Below are 24,462 nucleotides of genomic sequence, written 5' to 3' on the forward strand. Positions count from 1 at the left end.
CACCGCCTCAAGCTGCTCGCCACCAAGTTGGCTCCTACAAATCAATTATCTTATCGATCAGCCGCGTCCTTCGCGATCACGGAAGCCCAACAGGTAAAGCACGCCGTCCAGGCCCAATGTAGAGATCGCCTGCTTCGCCGACTGTTTCACCAGCGGCTTGGCACGGAACGCCACACCCAAACCGGCAATCGCCAGCATTGGCAAGTCATTGGCACCGTCGCCGACCGCGATGGTCTGTTCCAGGCTCAGCCCTTCCTTTTGCGCCAGCTCACGCAGCAAATCCGCCTTGCGTTGCGCATCGACAATCGGCTCGATGGCCACGCCGGTGACCTTGCCATCGACCACTTCCAGTTCGTTGGCAAACACGTAGTCAATGCCCAACTTGGCTTGCAGCTGTTTGGCAAAGTAAGTGAAGCCGCCGGACAGGATGGCGGTCTTGTAACCCAGACGCTTGAGCTCGGCGAACAAGGTCTCAGCACCTTCGGTCAGCCGCAGCGACGCACCGATTTCGTCCAGTACGTTGACATCCAGGCCTTTGAGCAACGCCAGTCGCTCTTTGAAGCTGGCACGAAAATCCAGTTCACCGCGCATCGCGCGCTCAGTGATTTCCGACACCCGATCACCAATCCCCGCAGCCTTGGCCAGTTCGTCGATAACCTCGGCCTCGATCAGTGTCGAGTCCATGTCGAACACCGCCAAACGACGGTTACGGCGGAACAGCGAGTCCTGCTGGAATGCGATATCAACATTCAGCGCCTGCGCCACGCTGAGGAACTCGGCCTGCATCGCCTTCGGATCCGCAGGTTCGCCACGCACCGAGAATTCGATGCAGCCTTTGCCTTTGTCCGCAGGCGTATCCAGCGGCATGCGCCCGGACAGACGATCGATCCGGTCGATATTCAGCCCGTACTTGGCCGTGATCGAACTGACGCACTGCAATTGCTCGGCCGTGACCTTACGCGTGAGCAACGTCACGATATGCCGGGCCTTGCCCTGGCCGTCGACCCAGTGTTGATAATCTTCTTCGGACACTGCCGTGAAGCGCACCTGCTGATCCAGCTTGTAACCGGTGAACAGCACGTCTTTCAGCACCGAGGAAGCCTCTTCGGTCCCCGGAATTTCCACCAGGATGCCGAACGACAAGGTGTCGTGGATCACCGCCTGACCGATATCCAGAATGGTCACCCCACCCTGAGCAAGGACCCCAGTGATGGCCGCAGTGAGACCCGGACGGTCTTCACCAGTGATGTTTATCAGGACAATTTCGCGCAAGGCGCACCCCCGCAGTGGAAAAAAACCGCATTCTAACCACTTTCGCTGACCATCGGGCACAGCGAGCGCTTTGCCGCTCAAGGACCGGTCGCTATACTGCGCGCAACTTCGCCAAAAGAACCGTGCTCAGTGAACCGGCCCTCGCCCGTTAAAACCGATAACTTTTTCGTGCTGATCTTCCGGGCATTGCGCCATCGCCGTGTACCGCTTGCCTTACGAATTGCCAGCCATAACGTGATTCTGGTCGCCTTGGCGCTGGTCATCTACGCCTGCGTCATGGGCCTGCAGTTCAAGCAGGCCATGCATGAACAAGCCGATGCGCTAGGCCAGGCCCTGACGACCCAGACCGCCACGTCCGCCACCGAATTGCTGGTGTCCAACGACATCCTCAGCCTCAACGTGCTGCTCGGCAATCTGGTGAAAAACCCGCTGGTCGCGCACGCCGCTATCTATAGCGTGGACAACCGCATTCTTGCCGAAGCCGGCCAGCGCCCGAAAAACGGGCTCTTGGGCGAGGCGCAAGGCCTGTACGAAATCAAGATCACCTTCCAGGACGTGCTGGCCGGGCATCTGCGTATCAGCCTCGACATGACGCAGTTCCAGCAACCGATGACCATCAGCCTGCAAAGCATGGGCATCCTCAGTGGAATTCTGCTGGCGTTGGCCCTCGCGCTAAGCCTGCGTCTGGGCCGCAATATCTCCACGCCGCTGCTGCAACTGCGCGTGTGGTTGCGCGATATCGACGAACACACGCCGGCCACCGATCGCCAGGATGAAATCGGCGACCTGGCGCGGCAGCTGCACCATTCGTTCGCGCCAGAGCCGGCGCCCGTACCGGAACCGGAATACCACGAACCGGAACCCGCGACAGCGTTTATCGAGGACGACGATGACGTCGAACCGATGTTTGCCGCGAACGACCTGAAAGACCCTGATTTTGATGAAACACCCAAGGCTCGCGTCGTTGCGCCTGCGCCGCGTCGAATCGTTGCCGAAGAAGATCAGGACGACGAGGAAGACCCGTTCGCTGATATTCGCGATCATTCGGCTCCAGCTGTCGCCGTGAAACGCGCGCCCGCACCGGTTATGCCCGTGGTTCCGTTGCAGCCGCAACACACCGCCGTGCTGGCTGTGCAACTCGGCGCCCAGGACCAACTGCGACGCCTGCCGCGCGCGCGCCTGACCGATTTGTTGCAACGCTACCGCGACTGCCTCGATCAGGCTGCGTCGCTGTACGAGAGCGAACTGCACACCCTGAACGATGGCAGCACGTTGATGCTGTTCCACAGCCAGGACAGCGGTGACGACTACCTGACTAACGCCATTTGCTGTGGCGAACTGCTACGCGCGCTGAGTCACGCCTTGCAAATTGAGGTCGCGGACAGCGGCATTACCCTGCAATTGCAGTTGGGTCTGACGCTGGGTGAAGGCTTGTCCGGCATGACCCAGATAGACCTGCTGCTGACAGAAACCGCGCAAGACGCCTTGGCCTTGTCGCAACACAGCCGCAATTTGCTGCTGGTGGAGCGCCAGATCAACGACGACCCGCTGATCCGCCAACGCGCCCGCATTCGCCCCATCGCCAGCCCCGAAGGCGCGTGCTGCGTAGAACGGCTGATGGAACCTTACCCGTCGATGCTCGAACGCCAGTTGGCGCGAATGCACGAGGCGCGTAAGGTTTAGGGATAACTACTGTAGGAGCGAACTTGTTCGCGAGAGGCCCACCGCCTCGCCAACAAGTTGGATCCTACAGAGGTGGATCGTATTTGAAGGCATAAAAAAACCGCAGCCTGGGCTGCGGTTTTTTATTGGCCGGTGTTTTCTACTTCATCAGAAGCGGAACACTTCCATATCGGTACGGATCGGCGAGGCAATTGGCATCTTCGGCTTGTCGTCTTCCTTGGCATTACGCACCTGAGCCGGCGCTGCCGCCTTTTTCGGCTCTTCCGCAATCGCAGGCTGGTTGGCCAGCGGCTTGACTGCCAAGCTCATCTGATCAGCCAGACGCTGCAACAACAAGCCCTGAGCTTTCACCTGCGCTGCCGGGGTGCCGACGTGAGTCTGTTCCAGGTGAACCAGTTTGGTATCACGAACCTGGCCCTTGCGATCCAGCAGGCGCCATTGCGCGTCGAGGATAGCCGGCTGATTCACACCCGAATCCAGACGGGTGATCGACAACACCACCTGAACGTCCGGGGTGAAGTTAGCGGTGGACGGTGCCAACACCACGCGCTGGCTGTCGAGTTTCCAGGCCATTTGGCGCAACAGCAATTGATCGATGTCCGAAGACAGGCTGCCGGCCCAACGACCGTCGGTCGAAGCCGTCAGACTGCCATCCGGCTGACGCTGCAACAGGGTTTCGCGTTGCAGGTAGTCCGCCACTGAAACCGGCCCCAGAAGAACTGCCAGTCCAGCACTTTGTTTCGGTTGGCCGGGTTCGCCAGCGTCAAGTTGATATAAGGCCGTCGGTTGTTGAACCGCGCAACCTGTAAGACCTAGTACGCCGGTCAAAAACAATACAGAAGGAAGGCGTAAAAAATTCATCATCCCATCCAGGTAAACGCCATAAGGCGGGTCACATTGAAAATACACACATAAAAATGAAGGCATTACGCCACGCAAATGGCGAAAGACCCCATATCATCCGTGAATATTGGCTATGACTCCAGCGATTATGCGTCGATCTTCGTGGCAAAACGACGACCGCGCGCTTTAAACCGCAGCTATCAAGGGTTTTCGACAATCAACGCATCAACCCGTTGGAAGCCCCGTGGCAGCTTATTACCGCGACGGCCACGCTCACCTTTGTAATGTTCGAGGTCATCGGGCTTCAGCGACAGGGTCCGCTTGCCTGCTTGCAGGACCAGAGTTGCACCTTCCGGGATCACCGCCAGGTCAGTGACGTACTCTTCGCGACTGGCCACTCGCTCACCGGGGATGCCGATGATCTTGTTGCCCTTGCCTTTACCCAGTTGCGGCAGATCGCTGACCTTGAAGATCAACAACCGGCCTTCGGTGGTCACGGCGGCAAGCCAATTCTGCTCACGATCGGTCACCGGACGCGGCAGGATCACCTTGGCCCCGGCTGGCAAGCTCAACAATGCCTTGCCCGCCTTGTTCTTGGCCTGCAAGTCCTCGCCCTTGACCACAAAGCCGTAGCCCGCATCGGAGGCGATGACGTACAGCTCATCGTCATCCGGCAGCAGCACGCACTCGAAGGTCGCGCCCGGTGGCGGTTGCAGCTTGCCGGTCAATGGCTCGCCCTGGCCGCGGGCCGATGGCAAGGTGTGGGCCGCCAGCGAATAACTGCGACCCGTGGAGTCGATAAACACCGCAAACTGGTTGGAGCGCCCCGCCGCCGAGGTCTTGAAGCCGTCTCCGGCTTTGTAGGAAAGCCCGGTGGCGTCGATATCATGGCCTTTGGCGTGACGTACCCAGCCTTTTTCCGACAGCACAACCGTCACCGGTTCGGTCGGCATCAGCTCGTTTTCCGACAACGCCTTGGCCTCGGCACGGGAAACGATCGGCGAACGACGATCATCGCCGTAGGTTTCAGCATCGGCGATCAATTCACTGCGAACCAGCTTGCGCAGTTTGGTTTCGCTGCCCAACAGGGATTGCAGCTTGGCTTGCTCCTTGCGCAATTCGTCCTGCTCGCTGCGCAGTTTCATCTCTTCGAGGCGGGCCAACTGACGCAGGCGGGTGTCGAGGATGTAGTCCGCCTGAATTTCCGACAGCGCAAAGCGTTCGATCAGCTCGGCTTTCGGGTGTTCGGCGGTGCGGATGATATGAATGACTTCATCCAGGTTCAGATAAGCGGTGAGCAAACCGTCCAACAGGTGCAGGCGACGCTCGACCTTGTCCAGACGGAACTGCAAGCGACGACGCACGGTGCCGATGCGGAACACCAGCCACTCGCTGAGCAGCGCTTTCAGGTTTTTCAGCTGCGGCTTGCCGTCGAGGCCAATGATGTTGATGTTGACCCGGTAGCTGGACTCCAGCTCGGTGGTCGCAAACAGATGCTGCATCAGCTCATCAAGGTCAACGCGATTGGAACGCGCAATGATCACGATGCGGCAAGGATGCTCGTGGTCCGACTCGTCGCGGAGGTCGGCGACCATTGGCAGTTTTTTGGCCTGCATCTGCGCCGCGATCTGTTCCAGCACCTTGGCGCCGGACACTTGGTGCGGCAGCGCGGTGACGACGATATCGCCGTCCTCAATGCGGTACACGGCACGCATGCGTACCGAGCCCTTGCCGGTTTCGTACATTTTCAGCAGATCGGCACGCGGGGTGATGATTTCTGCTTCGGTCGGATAGTCCGGGCCTTTGATGTGCTCGCACAATTCTTCGATGGTGGCCTTGGGCTCATCCAGCAAATGCACGCAGGCCGTCGCCACTTCGCGCAAGTTATGCGGCGGCACATCAGTGGCCATGCCCACGGCGATCCCGGTGGTGCCGTTGAGCAGGATGTTTGGCAGACGCGCTGGCAGTACCGCTGGCTCGTCCAGCGTACCGTCGAAGTTCGGCACCCAATCCGCGGTGCCCTGGCCCAGTTCGCTGAGCAGCACTTCGGAGTAACGCGACAGCCGCGCTTCGGTGTAACGCATGGCGGCGAAGGACTTCGGATCATCAGGCGCACCCCAGTTACCCTGGCCGTCCACCAGCGTGTAGCGGTAGCTGAACGGCTGAGCCATCAACACCATGGCTTCGTAGCACGCCGAGTCGCCGTGAGGGTGGAACTTACCGAGTACGTCACCGACGGTACGCGCCGATTTCTTGTGCTTGGAGTCGGCATCGAGCCCCAACTCGCTCATGGCGTAGACAATACGCCGCTGTACAGGCTTCAGGCCGTCGCCGATATGCGGCAGGGCACGGTCCATGATCACGTACATGGAGTAGTTGAGGTAGGCCTGTTCGGTGAAGTCAGCCAGTGACCGACGTTCTACGCCGTCCAGACTGAGGTCAAGGGAGTCGCTCATGCAAGCCTCATCATTTCGTGGTCTGGCGCAGCGACATGGTGCCGCCACGCTGGGTAAATTCGAGTTGTTTCATCGCGCTCATGCCAAGCAATATCTGATCGCCATCCATCCCCGGCACCACCAGCGCGCGCACATCGCGCAGCACGATGTCGCCCAGTTGCAGGCGGTCCAGGCTGGTGCGAAAGCCTTCGGCGCGACCATTGGCGGTGTTGACCGACAGTGGCATGCCGCGCTTGAGTTTCAGCGAATCCGCTACGTCAGCAGGAATCGCAACATCCGTGGCACCGGTATCGACCATAAACTGCACCGTCTGGCCGTTGATCTGGCCACTGGTCACGAAGTGCCCCTGATTGTTGCTCAGTAACTGCACTTCGATGTACCCGTCACCGTGCTGTGAAGCCACGGCCATATTCGGGTTTTCTTGCTTCTGTTCCCACTGCCCGAAAAAGCGCGTGGCCAGAAACAGCCCGGCACACCAGGCCATGATCAGCAATATCCGGCCCGCGCGTTTTCCCGGGGGTTGTTGACTCACTGCTGAGCGCTCCAGCCATCCTTGGGTGCGGCGAAACGCCAGACAATCGGGCGTTTTTCGCCATCGGCGCGGGCGCCGAAATTATTGTCGACGCCAATCCAGGCGCCGTCCTTGTCGATCACCAACGCCTCAGCCAGGCCAAACTCCTGCGAGTAAAGCTTTTCCGGCACCAGCGCGTCGTTGGCAAACGACCAGCAACGCTCAACCTTGGCGGTTTCCAGATCGCGACGGCAGATCTGGTACGCCGCACGCTCCAGGGTAAACAGCTTGCCTTCATAGAGCGCCAGGTCGGCAAAATCTCGTGGCACTTCACGACTGCCCATTTGCGCCGGCATGGTTAGCGTGCCGTCTTCACTGAAGATCACGCAACTGCCCTTGCAGCTCCACTTATCCTGGTCACGCCCCACCACCAACAAGCCGCGCTTTTCGCGCTCGGCGGCCAGCCACAGGCGGTCACCCGCAGGGTTGATGGCAATGCCCTCGAAGATTGCATTGAATTTCTGCAACATGCCTTGGGCCTGAGCCTGTTCGACCACCGCCTTGGGCAGCTTCAGCCAGGTCGGTGCCCCAGAAACCGGCACTTTCAGCACCGCTGCATAGCCTTCACTGACCAGATAACGATTACCGGCGGCGTCACAGGTGATGCCTTCGAAATCCAGCTCACCGCCACGCGCCAGCAACGACGCCTTGGCCATTGAACGCAACCGGAAAGACAAACCGCTGTTGGGTGCCGACGGCGCCTTGATCGTGACCGCTTCAGCCTTCCACACCGACGCCGAGGTATCGAGTTTATAGATCAAGCCGTCATCGCGGTCCGAGACCGTCCACAACTCGCCATTGCACATCGCCAGCCCTGACAGATTGCCGCCGACCATGTCATCGACGGCATGCTCGGAGAGCATTTTCAGTTCGGGCGCTGGCTCGGCAAGCGCGCCACCGAAAAAACCCGGCAGCGCGATCAACAGCAATGCAGCGAGCCACGCTCGCATCAAGCCAGCACCTCGGCCAGGTTGCCTTTGGATTCGAGCCAGCTCTTGCGGTCGCCAGCGCGTTTTTTCGCCAGCAACATATCCATCATTTCCGAGGTGGCAGCGTAGTCATCCAGCGTCAGCTGGACCAGACGCCGGGTATTCGGGTCCATGGTGGTTTCGCGCAGCTGCGGCGGGTTCATTTCACCCAGACCTTTGAATCGGGTGACCTGCGGCTTGCCGCGTTTCTTTTCGGCCACCAGACGGTCGAGGATGCCATCGCGCTCAGCTTCGTCGAGGGCGTAGAAAATCTCTTTGCCGAGGTCGATGCGATACAGCGGCGGCATGGCGACGTAAACGTGGCCCGCGTCTACCAGCGGACGGAAGTGCTGGACGAACAACGCGCACAACAGGGTCGCAATGTGCAGACCGTCGGAGTCGGCGTCGGCGAGGATGCAAATTTTGCCGTAGCGCAATTGGCTGATATCCGCCGCGCCAGGATCGACACCGATGGCCACGGCAATGTTGTGCACTTCCTGGCTGGCAAGCACTTCGCCGCCATCGACTTCCCAGGTGTTGAGAATCTTGCCGCGCAAAGGCAGGATCGCCTGAAACTCCTTATCGCGCGCCTGCTTGGCCGAGCCACCTGCGGAATCACCTTCCACCAGGAACAGCTCGGCACGCATCGGGTCTTGCCCGGCGCAATCCGCCAACTTGCCCGGCAACGCAGGACCGGCGGTAATGCGCTTGCGTTCGACCTTCTTGCTGGCCTTGAGACGACGACCGGCGTTGTTGATCGCCAGCTCGGCCAAAGCCATGCCCAGCTCGGAGTGGGTGTTGAGCCACAGGCTGAACGCGTCCTTGACCACGCCGGAAACAAAGGCCGCCGCCTCACGGGACGACAGGCGCTCTTTGGTCTGGCCGGAGAATTGCGGCTCTTGCATCTTCATCGACAGCACGAAAGCGATACGCTCCCAGATGTCTTCCGGCGCCAGCTTGACGCCACGCGGCAGCAGGTTGCGGAATTCGCAAAACTCGCGCATCGCATCCAGCAGGCCCTGACGCAGGCCGTTGACGTGGGTACCGCCCTGCGCGGTCGGGATCAGGTTGACGTAACTTTCCTGAACGCTGTCGCCGCCTTCGGGCAACCACAGCAGCGCCCAGTCGATGGCTTCCTTATTACCGGCAAAACTGCCGCAGAATGGCTCGTCCGGCAGGCGCAGGAATTCCGTCACCGAATCCTGCAGGTAAGAGCGCAGACCGTCTTCGTAATGCCACTCGATTTTCTCGCCGGTGGACTTGTCTTCGAAGCTGACCAGCAGCCCCGGACACAGCACAGCCTTGGCCTTGAGCACGTGCTTGAGGCGGCTGACGGAGAACTTGGGTGAGTCGAAATATTTCGGATCCGGGGCGAAGTACACGCTGGTCCCGGTATTACGCTTGCCGACGGTACCAATCACGGCCAGTTCGCTGGCCTTGTAGCCATCGGCGAAGGTCATTTCATATTCGTTGCCGTCACGCTTGACCCGCACCCGAACCTGGTTCGAGAGCGCGTTCACCACGGAAATCCCCACGCCGTGGAGACCACCGGAGAACTGGTAGTTCTTGTTGGAGAATTTGCCGCCGGCGTGCAGCTTGGTGAGGATCAGTTCGACACCCGACACACCCTCTTCCGGGTGAATGTCCACCGGCATGCCGCGTCCGTCGTCGGACACTTCCAGCGAGTTGTCGGCATGCAGGATCACCTGCACCGACTTCGCATGCCCCGCGAGGGCTTCGTCGACACTGTTGTCGATGACTTCCTGGGCGAGGTGGTTCGGCCGCGAGGTGTCGGTGTACATGCCCGGGCGTTTGCGGACCGGGTCGAGGCCCGAGAGGACTTCGATGGCGTCTGCGTTATAAGAGCTAGCGCTGGGATTGGCCATGGGGTCTCGTCATCAGTCGTTCATGAAGGTTCGGATTATTAGTGCCGCTTATTACAGGCGTCAGCGCAACACTGACAAATCAATGGCCTGCAACAGCTCCGGCGCAAAGCCGGCAATACTCAGCAACGCCGGCAATTGCTCGGTGAAGCCTTGAAAACTATGATCGCCGCCGGCCTGAATGCGCAAGGCACAGGCTCGGTAAAAGGTCTGGGCACTGCGGTAGTCGAGGGTTTCGTCACCGGTCTGCAACCAGACTTGAACACGCTTGGGGTCCTGCGGGGCGGGCACTTCCAATTCGGCGAGGGCCTGAATGTGGTCGAGGGTCAATTCCCAGCTTTCACCACTGTACAGATTCTGCTGAGTACCGACATAGCCGTCGAACAGCCGATGCGGATTGACCGCCGGGTTGATCAACACTGCCCTGAGGCCGTGGCGCTCAGCCAAGTGAGTCGCATAGTAGCCCCCGAGGGAGCTGCCGACCAGCAGTGGACGCCCCAGCTCGGCGATGGCGGCTTCGAGCTGTGCGATGGCCTCGCGCGGATGGTGATGCAGCGCCGGGACCCGCAACTGCGCGCCGAGCCCCATCGTATCCATCAGCGCCGACAACTGGTTGGCCTTTTTCGACAGCGGCGAGCTGTTCAAGCCGTGGATATACAGCAGTGTCGGTAATTCGCCGGTCATATCCGCTCCTGGAAACCCGTAATCGCAAGCAAAGACGAGGAGTTTACAGGGACTGCCGCCAGATGACTCGCCTTCAGAAACTTCCCGTGCAAATCAGGAAATGTCGCTCAATAACCTTCGCCACCGTAATCCACTTCGAAATCCACGCCTTCGACCCGTGAAACGCGGGTTTCCAGGCGACCGTCGGCATGCAGCCGCAACCAGCGGTAGCCCGGTGCCTTCGTATCGACTTTGAAGTCAACGCTGCCCGGTGCGAATTGAATGCAGGTCGATGGTGATGCCAACAACCGCAAGTCGCCGCGCTGTTGATCGTATTCCTGATGGACATGCCCCCAGAGCAACGCGCGCGCTTGCGGGAAGCGATCGAGCACGGCAAACAGTGCATCGGGGTTGCGCAAGCCTATCGGGTCCATCCAGGCGCAACCAATCGGCACAGGATTATGGTGCAGGCAGATTAAATGATGACGTTCCGGCGCCTCGCTCAACGACTGCGCCAGCAACTGCAATTGTTGATCCTCCAGATAGCCAGGCACTGAACCCGGCACCGACGAGTCGAGCAAGGTAATGCGCCACTGACCGACGTCGATGACAGGATTGAGGAAATCACTGTGCTGCGCGGCTTCGGCCATTTGCGGCAATTCGTCGTGATTACCGGGAAACCAGCGCGTCGGCGCCGCAATCCGTGAACTTGCCTCACGAAATGCCTGATACGACTCGACGGTTCCGTCCTGAGACAAATCACCGCTGGCGATCACCAGATCAATCGTCGGCTGTTCGGCCAGAACGCGCTCGATGACCTTGTTCAGGCTCTCACGGGTGTTCATGCCCAACAACTTGCCGTCCGCTTCGGCGAACAGATGGCTGTCGGATAACTGGACCAGGGTGACCGAAGATTCGGCGATGGAACTAGGGGCGCTCGGCAATGCCGTCTCCTTGAGCTATTTGGACACGATTATGCGATGAAGCAACCCCAACGGTAACCCCGCCAGCAAGACCTGCTTCACATTCTGCACAGTTGTTTGGTCCGGCAATGAACCGCGCGTATCAGCGCACGACCTCAAACTCATGCCCGCACGCGAGACAATGGCTCAGCCACTCGCCGAGAAAAAGGTTCAATTGCGCCTTTTCATCGGGTTGGTGCATGTCGGCATTGGGATACGGGTAGATGCTACGAAAGCGTCGGGCATGCTCGGCGCCGATGACTTCGGCCATGCGCGCATCGTGGTAAACCTGAACTTCGAGTTTCGGCACCGGCAGCCACGGCAGGCTGTGTTCCTGGCGAACGTGCAGGGTGGTGGTGTAAGGGCAATCGAGGACCACCTCGACCGCCAACACGCCGAGCATCTGGTCGCCCTGGGTTACGGCAACCCGGCGCGAACGCTGTTCGTTGCGCATATCGGGAAGCAGCCGCATCAAGCGCGCATAGTTGGCCTCGCAGGCCGCCTGCAGCCCGACAAGATCAACACGATAGCGCTCGCGCAAAAGATTCACGACCATAGCCCCCTGACTTCAGCCCGGTTCAATGCCAGCCATTGCAACGCAATCATCGTGGCGGCATTGGCAATTCGTCCATCACGTATGGCTTGCAAGGCATCGTCCAATGCCCACACCGATACGCGAATATCCTCACCTTCTGACTCCAGTCCGTGTACGCCCCCTGCCCCCTCGCTCTCACAATGCCCCAAGTAGATGTGAACATACTCACAACTGCCGCCTGGGGATGGAAAGTACTTGGTGATCGGCAACATCGCACTGAAGGTAAGCCCAGCTTCCTCTTCTGCTTCGCGGTGGGCAACCTCTTCCGGTTGTTCATCCTTGTCGATCAAGCCGGCGACCAGTTCGATCAACCACGGATTATCGACCCGACCCAGCGCACCCACGCGAAACTGCTCGATCAGCACTACTTCGTCACGTTTGGCGTCGTATGGCAAGACACACACGGCGTCATGACGCACAAACAGTTCGCGATTGATTTCCCGCCCCATGCCGCCATTGAACAGCTCGTGGCGCAGCGTGACGCGATCCAGTTGGTAAAAACCCTTATAGCAGGTCTCACGCCCGGTAATTTCAACCGCCGACGGGACGGATTTGTTCGTATCGGTCATAAATTTCTCGCTATACAACCTGCTTCGACTTTCGCGCCATCCTAACGCGCTCCATCGCAGGATGCAGCCCCCTTAAACCTGCCATTGGGGCAACCAGGGTAGACGATCGACCCGCAAACAATTTCTAATGAGCCTAGTGGCGAACTGATTGGATTGCTTGCAGTCGAAGCACTCTGATTCGCCTTTTCTGTTACTGCCAAGGAACACCATGTCACTCATCAGGATCACAACACTGGCTTGCCTCGCGCTGGCGCTGGGCGCCTGCCAAAGTCTGTTCCAGCCCAATCTGCAGAAGCCCATCGACGTGCAACGCGACGCAAGCGAACAGGTAAAACCGGGTTGCGCCGAGAAAGATTGCCCGCTGGTGAACGTGGATACCGTGCACTTTCCCGACGAGCCAATACTCGACAGCATGGTGCAGAAAACCCTGCTGCAAATGACCCCGAATTCGGCAAGCGGATCAGTGCCGGTTTCGCTCAAAGCCTATGAAGATTTGTTCCTGCGGACCGCACCCAATGGCACCAACAGCTACCTGCAGGCCAAGGTACGGGAGCAGCATGACGGTCTGGTGATCGTCGAGTTGTCCAGCTATCTGGAAAAGAACGACGGACAAGGTGAGCCCGGGCGCGCCTTCATCAACTACTCGCGCGAGCAGCACAAGGCGTTGACCCTGCAAGACATGCTGTTGCCGGGCGAGGAAGACGCGTTCTGGCTGACCGCCCAGCAAGCGCACAAGGAATGGATGATCAATACCGGCGTGGCGCGCGATCCGGAATTCGTGAAGGCCTGGCACTTCCAGAAGACCCCGCACGTAGCGCTGACTTACGACGGCGTGATTCTGAAATATGACGTGACAACCATTGCGCCCTACGCCATGGGCCACGTCGAGCTGAAGATTTCATACCTTCAGCTCAACGGCATCCTCAAGCCGGAACTGTTCCCGAGCCGCGGTTGAACACCCGACCCAGCAGCAGTTGCAACACGCCGGCCACGATCAGGGCCGGCAGTGTTGCGCCGACATTCGGGTACAGGTTAGCCAGCACTTGATAGGCGGCAATCCCACCGAACCAGGCCAGCAGGGTCATCCAGCGCAATCCGACAGTCGCGGTTTGCGCGCGACGACGACGCAGGATGAAGTGGTCGACCAGCACCACACCGAACAACGGCGCGAACACCGAGCCGATCAGCAACAGGAAGTTCTGGTACTGCGCCAGCGGCGCGAAGCAGGCGATCAAAGTGCAGATCACACCGATGCCCAACGCCAGATGCTCGACCTTCAAGCGCAACAGAATCCCGCTGGAAACCGCTGCCGAGTGAATGTCGGCGAAGGCGTTTTCCGATTCGTCGATCAGAATCAGCAGCAGCGGAATACCCAGACCTGCCCCCGACAATGCCAGCAACAAGGCATTCATTTCGCCACTTGGCGCAAAGGCCAGGGTGTAGGCAACGCCCAGGCTCATCAGCCAGAAGTTACCGATGAAAAAGCCTAACGCGGTGCCACCGAAGACACTGGCGGCGCGCTTGCCGAAGCGTGAGTAATCGGCGATCAGCGGCAGCCACGACAGCGGCATCGCAATCGCAATGTCGAAGCCCACGGCGAACGGCATCGAGCCATCACCGGCACGCGCCCACAGTGCGGACAAGTCAGTTTTGCTGAACAGGTTCCAGGTCAGCCACACGCAGGCGGCCAGCAGCAACCAGATACCCCACTTGCGCAGAATCCGCCGAACGAAGGTTAGCGGTCCGCTGACGGCGAGCAAGGTGGCCAGTGCGCCGAACACCAGGGTCCAGAGCATCGGGCTCGCCCACAGGCTGCCTTCGGCGAACGCGCGAGCGCCCAGCAAGCTGGCGGCATCGCGCATGACGATAATTTCGAAAGCGCCCCAACCCACCAGTTGCAGCAGGTTCAACACCGCTGGCAGCGATGCGCCTTGGGTGCCAAGACTAAGCTTCAGCGCGGCCATGGCCGAGAGGCCGGTGTCACTGCCAATCACACCTGCGGCCGCCAATAGCAAAACGCCAATCAGGGTGCCGAAAAAAATCGCCAGCATCGAACCGGACAAGCCAAGCCCCGGTGCGAGCAAGGCGCCGGTTTGCAGCACCATCAGGCCGATGCCGAGGGAGAACCACAGGGAAAACAGATCACGCCCGCCAAATACGCGTTTGCCCACAGGCACCGCGACATCGGGGGAATAGGTGTTGGTTGAAATGCTCACGGGTGTTATCTCAGAGGAAAAGGGGTGTACACGGCCCCCTGTAGGAGCTGCCGCAGGCTGCGATCGGCCGCGAAGCGGTCGTGTATTGAAGGTCCTTCGGACCTTATCGCAGCCTTCGGCAGCTCCTACAAAGGATCTACGTCAGGTCAAATTTTTTTATAAAGCTGACTGCCTTCTTGCTTGAAGCGCTCTGCCTGCTCACGCAAACCGTCCTGCACCGCCACGTCCACCGCTTCGATACGCTGGTTAGCAGCGTACTCACGGACTTCCTGGGTGATTTTCATCGAGCAGAACTTCGGCCCGCACATGGAGCAGAAGTGCGCGACCTTGGCCGAGTCCTTCGGCAGGGTTTCGTCGTGGTACGAACGGGCGGTGTCCGGGTCCAGGCCGAGGTTGAACTGGTCTTCCCAACGGAACTCGAAGCGCGCCTTGCTCAGTGCATTGTCGCGAATCTGCGCGCCGGGGTGCCCCTTGGCCAGGTCCGCCGCGTGCGCCGCGATTTTATAGGTGATGATCCCGGTCTTCACGTCATCTTTGTTCGGCAGGCCCAGGTGTTCCTTAGGCGTGACATAGCAGAGCATGGCGCAACCGAACCAGCCGATCATCGCGGCACCGATGCCCGAGGTGATGTGGTCGTAGCCCGGTGCGATGTCGGTGGTCAGCGGGCCGAGGGTATAGAACGGCGCTTCGTCACAGCACTCCAGCTGCTTGTCCATGTTCTCCTTGATCAACTGCATCGGCACGTGGCCCGGGCCTTCGATCATGGTCTGTACGTCGTGCTTCCAGGCGATCTTGGTCAGTTCGCCGAGGGTTTCCAGCTCACCGAATTGCGCGGCATCGTTGGCGTCGGCAATCGAACCCGGACGCAGGCCGTCGCCCAGCGAGAAGCTGACGTCGTAGGCCTTCATGATTTCGCAGATGTCTTCGAAATGGGTGTAGAGGAAGTTTTCCTTGTGATGCGCCAGGCACCACTTGGCCATGATCGAACCGCCACGGCTGACGATCCCGGTCACTCGCTTGGCGGTCAGTGGCACGTAGCGCAGCAACACGCCAGCGTGAATGGTGAAGTAATCGACGCCCTGCTCGGCCTGCTCGATCAGCGTGTCGCGGAACAATTCCCAGGTCAGGTCTTCGGCCGCGCCGCCGACTTTTTCCAGCGCCTGATAAATCGGCACGGTGCCAATCGGAACCGGCGAGTTACGGATGATCCACTCGCGGGTTTCGTGGATGTGTTTGCCGGTGGACAGGTCCATGACCGTGTCCGAACCCCAACGAATGCCCCAGGTCAGCTTGGCCACTTCCTCTTCGATGGAAGAACCCAGCGCACTGTTGCCGATGTTGCCGTTGATCTTCACCAGGAAGTTGCGGCCGATGATCATCGGCTCCAACTCGACGTGGTTGATGTTGGCCGGAATGATCGCGCGACCGCGGGCGATTTCTTCGCGGACGAATTCAGCGGTGATTTCTTTCGGGATGCTGGCGCCGAAACTGTGACCGGCGTGTTGCTGGGTCAGTAGACCCGCAGCACGGGCTTCCTCCAGCTTCATGTTTTCGCGGATGGCGACGTATTCCATCTCGGCAGTGATGATGCCCTGACGCGCGTAGTGCATCTGGCTGACGTTGGCACCGGCCTTGGCCCGACGCGGATTGCGCACATGGGCGAAACGCAGTGCGGTCAGTTCAGCATCGCTCAAACGCTGCTGACCGAAGTTCGAACTCAGACCTGCCAGGCGCTCGGTATCGTTACGCGAGTCGATCCACGGCGAACGGACGTCCGCGAGGCCTTTGCGCACGTCGATGATCACGTTGGGGTCGGTGTACGGACCCGAGGTGTCGTAGACGACAACGGGGGCATTGATCTCGCCGCCAAAATCGGTCGGCGTCACGTCCAGGCTGACTTGACGCATCGGCACCAGAATGTCCGGGCGCGAGCCTTGAACATAGATCTTTTGCGACCGGGTAAAGGGTTGAACCGATCCCGAATCGACTTGGGCCGAGTCACTGAGGTTTGCTGCGTTTTTTGCTTTTATGCTCATCACGGGCTCTCCAGACATCATCCAGCGGCGGATTAATTGTCGGAGCGAAACCTGAAAGGCACGGACGCACCATGGACGGTGCTGAGAAACGAAACGAGAAGGAGTTGTTCATTTTTTGAACAATCGACCCCGGACGAAACTCAAGAGGACTCGCCGGGAGACGAGAAATCTTGTTCCCTACGCAGGCGCTAACCTGATCAGGTTCAACGGGATCCGGATTAACCGATCTCAGCCTCATAGCAAGGCACCCCGACAAGAACGCGGCCAGTCTAGTCCATCAGAGAGCCAAAAGGCCAACATCGTTGAATATTGCTCGATAAATGGCGGATATGCAGGATTGTTGCGAACCCACCCCGGCACTACACTCGCTACGCGATAGCTGTGCCCGTCCCGTGGAAGCCCGATCTTGACGCTGTCGATCACGCTCCCTGGCCTTGGCCGCCCAATAACAACTGCACTATTTACTGTAGGGAACGCCTCATGCTGCGCAAACTTTCACTGGCGCTCGCCGTGTCTTGTGCTTCCAATGGAATGGTCTGGGCAGCTGATATGCCTTTGCCGACCAAGACTGGCCTGGTCAACGTTTACGAAGAGGCCGTGAACAACAACTCCGACCTGGCCGCCGCACGCGCCAACTACCAGGCGCAAAAAGAAATCGTGCCCCAGGCCCGCGCCGGTCTGCTGCCCAACTTGTCGGCCGGCGCCAACGTGCAAACCACGCGCACCGAGATCGATCACCCTTCAGCGGACCTCACGCGCAGTGGCACGATTTACCAGGCCACCCTGGCCCAGCCTATCTTCCGCGCCGATCGCTGGTTCCAGTTCCAGGCGGCCAAGGCTGTCGACGAGCAGTCGATGCTGCAACTGTCGGCCACCGAACAGAATCTGATCCTGCAAAGCGCGCTGGATTATTTCACCGTGCTGCGTTCCGAAGACAATCTGGCCTCGACCAAGGCCGAAGAGGCGGCGTTCAAGCGTCAGCTGGATCAGGCCAACGAACGCTTCGATGTCGGGCTCTCGGACAAGACTGACGTACTGCAAGCGCAGGCCAGTTATGACACCGCGCGCGCCAACCGTATCGTCGCCAAGCGTCAGGTGGACGATGCGTTTCAGGCGCTGGTGACCCTGACCAACCGCGATTACAACTCCATTGAAGGCATCGTCCACACGCTGCCGGTCCTTGCGCCAACGCCTAACGATGCCAAGGCCTGGGTCGACACCGCCACCCAACAAAACCTCAACCTGTTGGCCAGTAATTACTCGGTCACGGCTGCGGAAGAAACCCTGAAACAACGCAAGGCCGGGCACGCGCCGACCCTCGACGCGGTGGCTTCCTACAAGCGCGGCGACAACGATGCGTTTGGCCTGAGCAACCCGAATTTCACCGGGCAAAATTACAGCGGCGACGTTTCACAGCGCAGTATCGGCCTTGAGTTGAACGTGCCGATCTACAGCGGTGGCTTGACCAGCTCGCAAGTGCGCGAAGCCTATTCGCGCCTGAACCAGAGTGAACAGCAGCGTGAAAGCCTGCGTCGTCAGGTGGTAGAAAACACGCGCAACCTGCATCGCGCGGTGAATACCGATGTCGAACAGGTTCAAGCGCGCAAGCAGTCGATCATTTCCAACCAGAGTGCGTTGGAAGCGACGGAAATCGGCTATCAGGTGGGTACGCGCAACATCGTCGATGTACTCGATGCACAGCGTCAGTTGTACAGTTCGGTGCGAGATTACAACAACACGCGTTATGACTACATCCTCGACAACTTGCGTCTGAAGCAGGCCGCGGGGACCTTGAATCCGGGTGACTTGCAGGCTCTGTCGCGTTATTTGAAGGCCGATTACAACCCCGACAAAGACTTCCTGCCGCCGGACCTGGCCAAAGAAGCGCAGAAGAATTTCGACAAGCCTTCGGAGTATTGATCCAGCCCGCAGTTTTTGTAGGAGCGGGCTTGCCCGCGATCCGTCTGACGCGGTGTGTCAGATATGATGCCATCGCGGGCACGCCCGCTCCTACAGGCTCCCTACCTTCTTTAGCATTTCCAGCAACCGCTGCAACGCGCCCTGATTGGCGCGCATCACCTCCAACCCCGCCGCCGCCATGTTGCGCGCGATGGCCGGCTCATCGAATAACCGCTGCACCGCCTTGCCCAACCCCGCGGCATCGGTCACCTCTTCCAACGCTCCGGCGTAACGCAGCAGCGCTGCGATTTCCAGGAAGTTGAACAGGTGCGGGCCGCTTAACACCGGTTTGGCCAGCGCCGCAGGCTCCAACAGGTTATGCCCACCGTTAGGTACCAGACTGCCACCCACAAACGCGCAATCTGCCAGCGCATACAGAAAAAGCAACTCGCCCATGGTGTCGCCCACCAGCACTGAAGTGCTCGCGGTGACCGACTGACCACTGGAGCGACGCACCGTCTCGAACCCTTGCTGCACACACAGATCATGCACGCTGTTAAAGCGCTCCGGATGACGCGGCACCAGAATCAGCAAGGCGTCGGGGTGGCTGGCCAGCAATTGACGATGGGCAGCCAACACCGTTTCGTCTTCACCGGCGTGGGTGCTGGCGGCGATCCAGATCGGACGCTGGGTGGTCTGCCATTGCTCGCGTAGCGCCGACGCACGCGCCAGTAATTGCGGGTCGATGCTCAGGTCAAATTTGATCGACCCGGTGACCTCGACACATTCCGCACGCGCGCCCAGAGCGCGGAAGCGCTGCGCCTCGGCCTCGGTCTGTACTGCGAAGCCGCTCATCTCGGCCAGCATCGGCCGCGTGAGTTTAGCGAAACGTCCGTAGCCCCTGGCCGAACGCTCTGACAGCCGCGCGTTGGCCAACACCACCGGGATTCCGCGTGTTGCGCATTGGTGAATATGGTTAGGCCACAGTTCGGTTTCCATGATCACCACAAGCCGTGGCTGGATGTGATCGAGAAAACGCCCCGCCGCCCATGGCAAGTCATAAGGCAGGTAGCAGTGCTGAATCCTAGGCTCGTTGCCGAACAACGCTTTGATTCGCTCCGAGCCGGTGGGCGTCATGCAGGTCACGGTAATCGGCAGCTGTGGATAACGTTCGAGCAAGGCACGGATCATCGGCGCGGCGGCGATGCTTTCGCCCACGGACACCGCGTGCACCCAGATCCCGCCGCGTTGCATCGTCGGCAGACCGAAGGCGAAGCGCTCGCCAATTCGCTTTGCATAGGCCGGCGCCTTACGCGCTCGCAGCCACAGACGCACGGCAACCACTGGCAAGCCGAGATGAAACAGCAAGGTATAAAAAAGTCTATTCATGGCGGCGAAGTCTATCAGCCAATCGCCTGCAAATGACGGGCAAAGCACTCGGCCAACCAACGCGCCGCCGGACCGAGCGGCTCGTCTCGCCGCCAGACCATCTCCACCACCAACGCCGGCGGGGTCCAGTCGCTGGCCAACTCGACCATCAGGTTCTGATACGCCGGGTATTGCACCACATGCCGTGGTAGCCAGGCCCAACCGAGTCCGCGCATCAACAATTCGGCCATCACGTAGAAGCTGTCGGCGCGCCAGATTTGCGCACTGATCTGCTCGCCGCCGGGATAGCCGCTTTGCTGCGGCGTGATCAGCAGTTGCCGATGACGCCCCAGATGCTGACGACTGACCCGCGATTCGTTGACCAGAGGATGCCCCACCGCACAGACCGTGACCATTTCGACGCTGCCCAGCACCCGACGCTCCAGTGCTTCGGGCATTTGCTCGTGGTTGAACAGCAAACCCAAATCCGCGCGCCGCTCGATCAGCTTGCGCGCCACATCCCCTTGGGCGCCGCTGGCCAGTTGCACTTCGACACTGGGATAGCGCTCGGCCAGCGCTTCGAGGCTGTCCAATACCGGTTGATAGGGCATGGCTTCGTCGTGGGCCAACCGCAGCGAAGCCTCTTGGCCGCGCATCAGCGCCAACGCCCGCCCGTCCAGCCGCTCGCATTGGCGCAACAGCTCCCGCGCCTCTTCCAACAGCGCGCCGCCGGCTTCGGTCAAGCGTGGCTGGCGGCCGCTGCTGCGCTCAAACAGGCTGACACCGAGATCAGCTTCCAACATGGCAATGGCGCTGCTGACCGCTGACTGCGCGCGCTTCATGTCCCGCGCCACGGCCGAAAAAGAGCGTTGTTCCGCGACGCTGACGAATAACCGGATCTGCTCGAGATTCCACTGCACCGCACACCAACCTATCTGCCATTGAGATAGGTAATGACTTTACCCCATCTGTGCGATCTCTAGAATGCACAACTATTGAAAAGGAGCTGAACCATGACTGCCTACTATTATCTGGCCATTGCCATCTGCGCTGAAGTGATCGCCACCGTTTCGATGAAAGCCGTCAAAGGCCTGAGCACGCCATTGCCTTTGCTGCTGGTGATTGTCGGATATGGCATTGCCTTCTGGATGCTGACGCTGGTGGTGCGCAGTATCCCGGTGGGCGTGGCGTATGCGGTCTGGGCCGGCATGGGGATTGTCATGGTCAGCATCGCCGCATTATTTATTTATGGGCAGAAACTCGACGTGCCGGCCATGCTCGGTATGGGTTTGATCGTGGTCGGGGTGGTGGTGATTCAACTGTTCTCGAAAACCGCCGGGCATTGAAAACGCGATCCCCTATAATGGCGGCATTCGTCTGCCACTGAGGTCGCTCATGTCATCTGCTATTTCCACTGACGTTCTGATCGTCGGCGCCGGCGTTGCCGGCCTTTGGCTGAATGCGCGCCTGCGCCGCCAAGGGTTTTCGACTGTATTGGTGGAAAGCGCCAGCCTTGGCGGCGGGCAAAGCACAAAGTCGCAGGGCATCATCCACGGCGGCGCCAAGTACGCGCTGCACGGTGCCCTGAGCGGCGCCTCGGAAGCCATCGCCGACATGCCACGCCGCTGGCGCGAGGCCATCGCGGGCAAGGGCGAGTTGGACCTCTCGGGCGTCAACCTGCTGTCTGAAGCCCACTATCTGTGGTCGCCCGGCACCATCGCCGGCAACCTCACCAGCTTCTTCGCCAGCAAGGCAGTGCGCGGTCGTGTCGATCAAGTGACCGGCAGCGACCTGCCCCCGGCGCTGCAAAACCCGGCCTTCAAAGGCAAGGTCTATCGCCTGGCCGAGCTGGTGATCGATACACCGAGCCTGATCAAGCGTCTGGTCGAACTCTCGGGCGACAGCTTGCTTGCCGGTCATGACATCGAGCCGTTGTATGCCGCCGACAAACACGAGCCTGAAGAGCTGACCGGCCTGCGGGTCGACGGTCGGGAAATCCATGCCCAGCGCGTGGTGCTCAGCGCCGGCGCCGGCAATGCTGCATTACTCAAGTTAATGAAGGTCGAACACCCGACCATGCAGCGCCGTCCGTTACACATGGTAATGGTCAAAGGTCCGACCCTGAAACCGCTGTTCGCCCATTGCCTGGGCGGCGGACCGAAGCCTCGGGTCACCGTGACCACTCATCCGGCAGCCGATGGTCAGTGGGTCTGGTACCTGGGAGGTGATATCTCCGAGGCCGACGGCGTTGCGCGCGACCCAGAGGCACAAATTGCCGCGGCCAAAAAGGAAATGGGCAGCCTGTTGCCGTGGGTCGATTTCAGTCAGGCGCAGTGGGCGACTTTGCGCATTGATCGTGCTGAGCCGGCGCAGGCTGGCCTGGTTCGTCCAGACAACGCCTTTCTGTTTTCGAAGAAAAGCCTGATGGTCGGCTGGCCCACGAAACTGGCGCTGGCCCCGGACTTTGCCGACCGCGTCCTGGAAAAACTCGCGCGCGACGGCGTGCACCCGACACCACAGCCAAAGCTGGTCGGCCTGCCGAAACCGCCGATGGCAATCCCGGCCTGGGATGAGCTGTTGCCATGATCCAGACCTTGCACGATCTGCACCGCCCCCTCGGCAGTACCGGTCTCAGTGTTTCACCGCTGGGGTTGGGGACGGTCAAGCTGGGGCGCGATCAGGGGGTCAAATACCCCAACGGTTTTACCATCCCCAACGACCAGGATGCGCGGATGCTGCTCAAGCAAGCCCGCGATCTGGGGATCAACCTGATCGACACGGCCCCCGCGTATGGCATTAGTGAAGAGCGCCTGGGTCCATTGCTGCGCGGCCAGCGTCAAGACTGGGTGATCGTCAGCAAAGTCGGCGAAGAATTCGATGCAGGCCAGTCGCGCCACGACTTCAGCGCCAAGCACACGCGGATGTCGGTGGAACGCAGCCTCCAGCGCCTGGAAACCGACTTCATCGATCTGGTGTTAGTGCATTCCGACGGCAACGATCTGTCGGTGCTCAACGATTGCGAGGTGTATCAGGCGCTGGCGGAACTCAAGCAGCAGGGCAAGATTCGCGGCTATGGATTTTCCGGAAAAACCGTCGAGGGAGGTTTATTAGCCCTGCGCGAAGGTGATTGTGCGATGGTCACCTACAATCTCAACGAACAAGGCGAAAAGCCGGTTCTGGACTACGCCGCCAGCCATGGCAAAGCCATTCTGGTGAAGAAGGCGCTGGCCAGTGGTCATGTCTGCCTGAGCCCTGGAGTCGATCCCGTTCAAGCCAGCTTCCAGCTGCTGTTTGAGCACCCGGGTGTCGCCAGTGCTATTGTCGGAACGATTAATCCGTTGCACCTGGCCCATAACGTGGCAACCGCCGCCGCTGTGATACGCCGTCAGCTGTGATGTCGACGGCGGCCGCCCACCTCAGGAAGGAGCCGACATGCCGCGAACGTTGATTCGTAAAAATCCCAGCAACTTCAAGACCTTGCCCTTAGCGGTCGAGGCTACGCATGAAGGTTTGAGCTACCAGAGCGTCGGTAAACCGTTGAATTTTGCCCAGACTCTGCAACGTCGACGCAAGATCGAAGTTCCGGATACCGAACGCTTTTCAGTAGAGCTGGCCAACCTCGGGGTGTCAGTGCGGTTGACCTTGAATTGGCAGAATCGTGATTACTGGGTGCTCGTTCGGCAGCGTCGCCAGGACCGTGGCGATGTGGTGCTGAAACTGATTTCCGGCTACGTGCCCGCCCACGAGCTGAACCTGCCGTTACACACGGCGATTCAGGAAGTCGCCGAGGAATGCCTGATCGAAACCCCGCAAGGCTGGCTCAGCGGGCGCTTCAATGATACCTGGCTACCCGCGCCTTACGCGGCGGCCCTGCATTACCGCGAAGCAATGCCCTTTCGCCTGAGCCCGCTGTCTGGCGCGGCGCGGCCCGTGCGTTGTGGCAACATGACCTTGATGGAACGCCCGCGCGCGTATGTGCATTTGCCCACAGCCTCTCTGCAACTGATCTACGACATGCGCCTGGAAGTCCCCAGAGAAGCAAGACCCCTGAGCCTGTTTCACGTCGATGAAAGCCTGGAAAACGATCAACTGGTCGCCCGCCTGAACCGCAGTCGCCCGGATCTGTATTTGATGCCATTGGAAAACGGTCTACCGATTCCTGAGTTGTACACCCTCAAGCGCGACAAGCTACAGCCAGCCGGCACGCGCGGCCTGTACCTGGCGGAAAGCTTTGCCCCGCAGCAAGGCTGGGTGGTGAAGGATGAGCGGATTCGCTGGAAGGATTGGCTCAGCCAGCAAGGCTTGAGCACACCGCCGAAGAAGACGGGTTTGAAGAGCCTGACCGGAAAAGCCAGGCAACTGCTGCAACTGGCGCGCAGTAGTTTGAGTAAATGATCACAAGACTTCTGTAGGAGCTGCCGAAGGCTGCGATCCCGACGGCCGGAAGGCTGTTCCAGCCTTATCGCAGCCTGCGGCAG

21 protein-coding genes and 1 riboswitch are annotated in these 24,462 nt (G+C 59.8%); of the genes, 7 read left to right on the top strand and 14 right to left on the bottom strand.

Annotated features, from left to right (window positions below):
- Positions 1-57: 57 nt before the first annotated feature.
- The gene (gene serB / locus ACF0H7_RS28860; protein WP_397450200.1) at positions 58-1,272 is read right to left on the bottom strand and encodes a phosphoserine phosphatase SerB; all 1,215 of its coding nucleotides are present in this window, start codon (positions 1,270-1,272) and stop codon (positions 58-60) included.
- A gap of 129 nt (positions 1,273-1,401) precedes the next feature.
- Between serB and ACF0H7_RS28865 the strand changes: the two genes are divergently transcribed.
- Positions 1,402-2,955, top strand: coding sequence for a histidine kinase (locus tag ACF0H7_RS28865; protein ID WP_397450201.1), 1,554 nt, complete (start codon positions 1,402-1,404; stop codon positions 2,953-2,955).
- 147 nt (positions 2,956-3,102) lie between these two features.
- Here ACF0H7_RS28865 and ACF0H7_RS28870 read toward each other — a convergent pair whose 3' ends face one another.
- The 9 genes from ACF0H7_RS28870 to ACF0H7_RS28910 form a co-directional block, all read right to left on the bottom strand.
- Positions 3,103-3,816, bottom strand: a complete 714-nt coding sequence (locus ACF0H7_RS28870; RefSeq protein ID WP_397450202.1) for a membrane integrity-associated transporter subunit PqiC — start codon at positions 3,814-3,816, stop codon at positions 3,103-3,105.
- Positions 3,817-3,998: 182 nt separating this feature from the next.
- Positions 3,999-6,254: a DNA topoisomerase IV subunit A gene (parC, locus tag ACF0H7_RS28875; protein ID WP_397450203.1), complete on the bottom strand. Its 2,256-nt coding sequence runs from the start codon at positions 6,252-6,254 to the stop codon at positions 3,999-4,001.
- A 10-nt stretch (positions 6,255-6,264) separates the two neighbouring features.
- Positions 6,265-6,786, bottom strand: coding sequence for a TIGR02281 family clan AA aspartic protease (locus ACF0H7_RS28880; RefSeq protein ID WP_397450204.1), 522 nt, complete (start codon positions 6,784-6,786; stop codon positions 6,265-6,267).
- Positions 6,783-7,775, bottom strand: a complete 993-nt coding sequence (locus ACF0H7_RS28885) for an esterase-like activity of phytase family protein (protein WP_397450205.1) — start codon at positions 7,773-7,775, stop codon at positions 6,783-6,785. The genes ACF0H7_RS28880 and ACF0H7_RS28885 overlap by 4 nt, the downstream gene beginning before the upstream one ends.
- Complete coding sequence (parE, locus tag ACF0H7_RS28890; RefSeq protein WP_397450206.1) at positions 7,775-9,679, bottom strand: DNA topoisomerase IV subunit B; 1,905 nt, start codon at positions 9,677-9,679, stop codon at positions 7,775-7,777. Before parE ends, ACF0H7_RS28885 begins: the two co-directional genes overlap by 1 nt.
- A 60-nt stretch (positions 9,680-9,739) precedes the next feature.
- Entirely contained in the window at positions 9,740-10,360 is a 621-nt protein-coding gene (locus ACF0H7_RS28895) for a YqiA/YcfP family alpha/beta fold hydrolase (RefSeq protein WP_397450207.1), read from the bottom strand.
- 107 nt (positions 10,361-10,467) lie between these two features.
- Complete coding sequence (cpdA, locus tag ACF0H7_RS28900) at positions 10,468-11,283, bottom strand: 3',5'-cyclic-AMP phosphodiesterase (RefSeq protein ID WP_397450208.1); 816 nt, start codon at positions 11,281-11,283, stop codon at positions 10,468-10,470.
- Between the two features lie 121 nt (positions 11,284-11,404).
- Entirely contained in the window at positions 11,405-11,857 is a 453-nt protein-coding gene (locus ACF0H7_RS28905) for a DUF1249 domain-containing protein (RefSeq protein WP_397450209.1), read from the bottom strand.
- Positions 11,848-12,465: an NUDIX domain-containing protein gene (locus tag ACF0H7_RS28910; RefSeq protein WP_397450210.1), complete on the bottom strand. Its 618-nt coding sequence runs from the start codon at positions 12,463-12,465 to the stop codon at positions 11,848-11,850. Before ACF0H7_RS28910 ends, ACF0H7_RS28905 begins: the two co-directional genes overlap by 10 nt.
- A gap of 208 nt (positions 12,466-12,673) precedes the next feature.
- On the opposite strand from ACF0H7_RS28910, the gene ACF0H7_RS28915 reads away from it, so the two are divergent.
- A complete protein-coding gene (locus ACF0H7_RS28915; protein WP_397450211.1) occupies positions 12,674-13,420 on the top strand; it encodes an RsiV family protein in 747 nt (248 codons plus the stop codon).
- On the opposite strand, the gene cytX is transcribed toward ACF0H7_RS28915, so the two are convergent.
- The gene (gene cytX / locus ACF0H7_RS28920) at positions 13,389-14,681 is read right to left on the bottom strand and encodes a putative hydroxymethylpyrimidine transporter CytX (RefSeq protein ID WP_397450212.1); all 1,293 of its coding nucleotides are present in this window, start codon (positions 14,679-14,681) and stop codon (positions 13,389-13,391) included. The genes ACF0H7_RS28915 and cytX overlap by 32 nt on opposite strands.
- A 146-nt stretch (positions 14,682-14,827) precedes the next feature.
- A complete protein-coding gene (thiC, locus tag ACF0H7_RS28925) occupies positions 14,828-16,717 on the bottom strand; it encodes a phosphomethylpyrimidine synthase ThiC (RefSeq protein ID WP_397450213.1) in 1,890 nt (629 codons plus the stop codon).
- A gap of 157 nt (positions 16,718-16,874) precedes the next feature.
- Positions 16,875-16,979: riboswitch (TPP riboswitch) on the bottom strand.
- A 218-nt stretch (positions 16,980-17,197) separates the two neighbouring features.
- Between thiC and ACF0H7_RS28930 the strand changes: the two genes are divergently transcribed.
- Entirely contained in the window at positions 17,198-18,637 is a 1,440-nt protein-coding gene (locus ACF0H7_RS28930; protein WP_397450214.1) for a TolC family outer membrane protein, read from the top strand.
- Between the two features lie 90 nt (positions 18,638-18,727).
- Here the strand turns inward: ACF0H7_RS28930 and waaA are convergent, their stop codons facing one another.
- Together waaA and ACF0H7_RS28940 are read right to left on the bottom strand one after the other, a co-directional pair.
- Positions 18,728-20,005 carry a lipid IV(A) 3-deoxy-D-manno-octulosonic acid transferase gene (gene waaA, locus ACF0H7_RS28935; protein ID WP_397450215.1) on the bottom strand — a complete coding sequence of 426 codons (1,278 nt, stop codon included), beginning with the start codon at positions 20,003-20,005 and terminating at the stop codon, positions 18,728-18,730.
- 14 nt (positions 20,006-20,019) lie between these two features.
- Positions 20,020-20,904 carry a LysR family transcriptional regulator gene (locus tag ACF0H7_RS28940; RefSeq protein WP_397450216.1) on the bottom strand — a complete coding sequence of 295 codons (885 nt, stop codon included), beginning with the start codon at positions 20,902-20,904 and terminating at the stop codon, positions 20,020-20,022.
- A 93-nt stretch (positions 20,905-20,997) separates the two neighbouring features.
- On the opposite strand from ACF0H7_RS28940, the gene ACF0H7_RS28945 reads away from it, so the two are divergent.
- From ACF0H7_RS28945 to ACF0H7_RS28960, 4 genes are read left to right on the top strand one after another with little or no spacing between them, the layout of a single operon-like run.
- Positions 20,998-21,330, top strand: coding sequence for a DMT family transporter (locus ACF0H7_RS28945; RefSeq protein ID WP_397450217.1), 333 nt, complete (start codon positions 20,998-21,000; stop codon positions 21,328-21,330).
- A 49-nt stretch (positions 21,331-21,379) separates the two neighbouring features.
- Positions 21,380-22,570 carry an NAD(P)/FAD-dependent oxidoreductase gene (locus tag ACF0H7_RS28950; RefSeq protein WP_397450218.1) on the top strand — a complete coding sequence of 397 codons (1,191 nt, stop codon included), beginning with the start codon at positions 21,380-21,382 and terminating at the stop codon, positions 22,568-22,570.
- Positions 22,567-23,379, top strand: coding sequence for an aldo/keto reductase (locus ACF0H7_RS28955; protein ID WP_397450219.1), 813 nt, complete (start codon positions 22,567-22,569; stop codon positions 23,377-23,379). Before ACF0H7_RS28950 ends, ACF0H7_RS28955 begins: the two co-directional genes overlap by 4 nt.
- A 37-nt stretch (positions 23,380-23,416) precedes the next feature.
- Positions 23,417-24,379: a metal ABC transporter ATPase gene (locus ACF0H7_RS28960; RefSeq protein WP_397450220.1), complete on the top strand. Its 963-nt coding sequence runs from the start codon at positions 23,417-23,419 to the stop codon at positions 24,377-24,379.
- Positions 24,380-24,462: the final 83 nt, after the last annotated feature.

Origin of the sequence: Pseudomonas sp. NA-150 (assembly GCF_044336365.1) — a bacterium.
Classification (GTDB): domain Bacteria; phylum Pseudomonadota; class Gammaproteobacteria; order Pseudomonadales; family Pseudomonadaceae; genus Aquipseudomonas.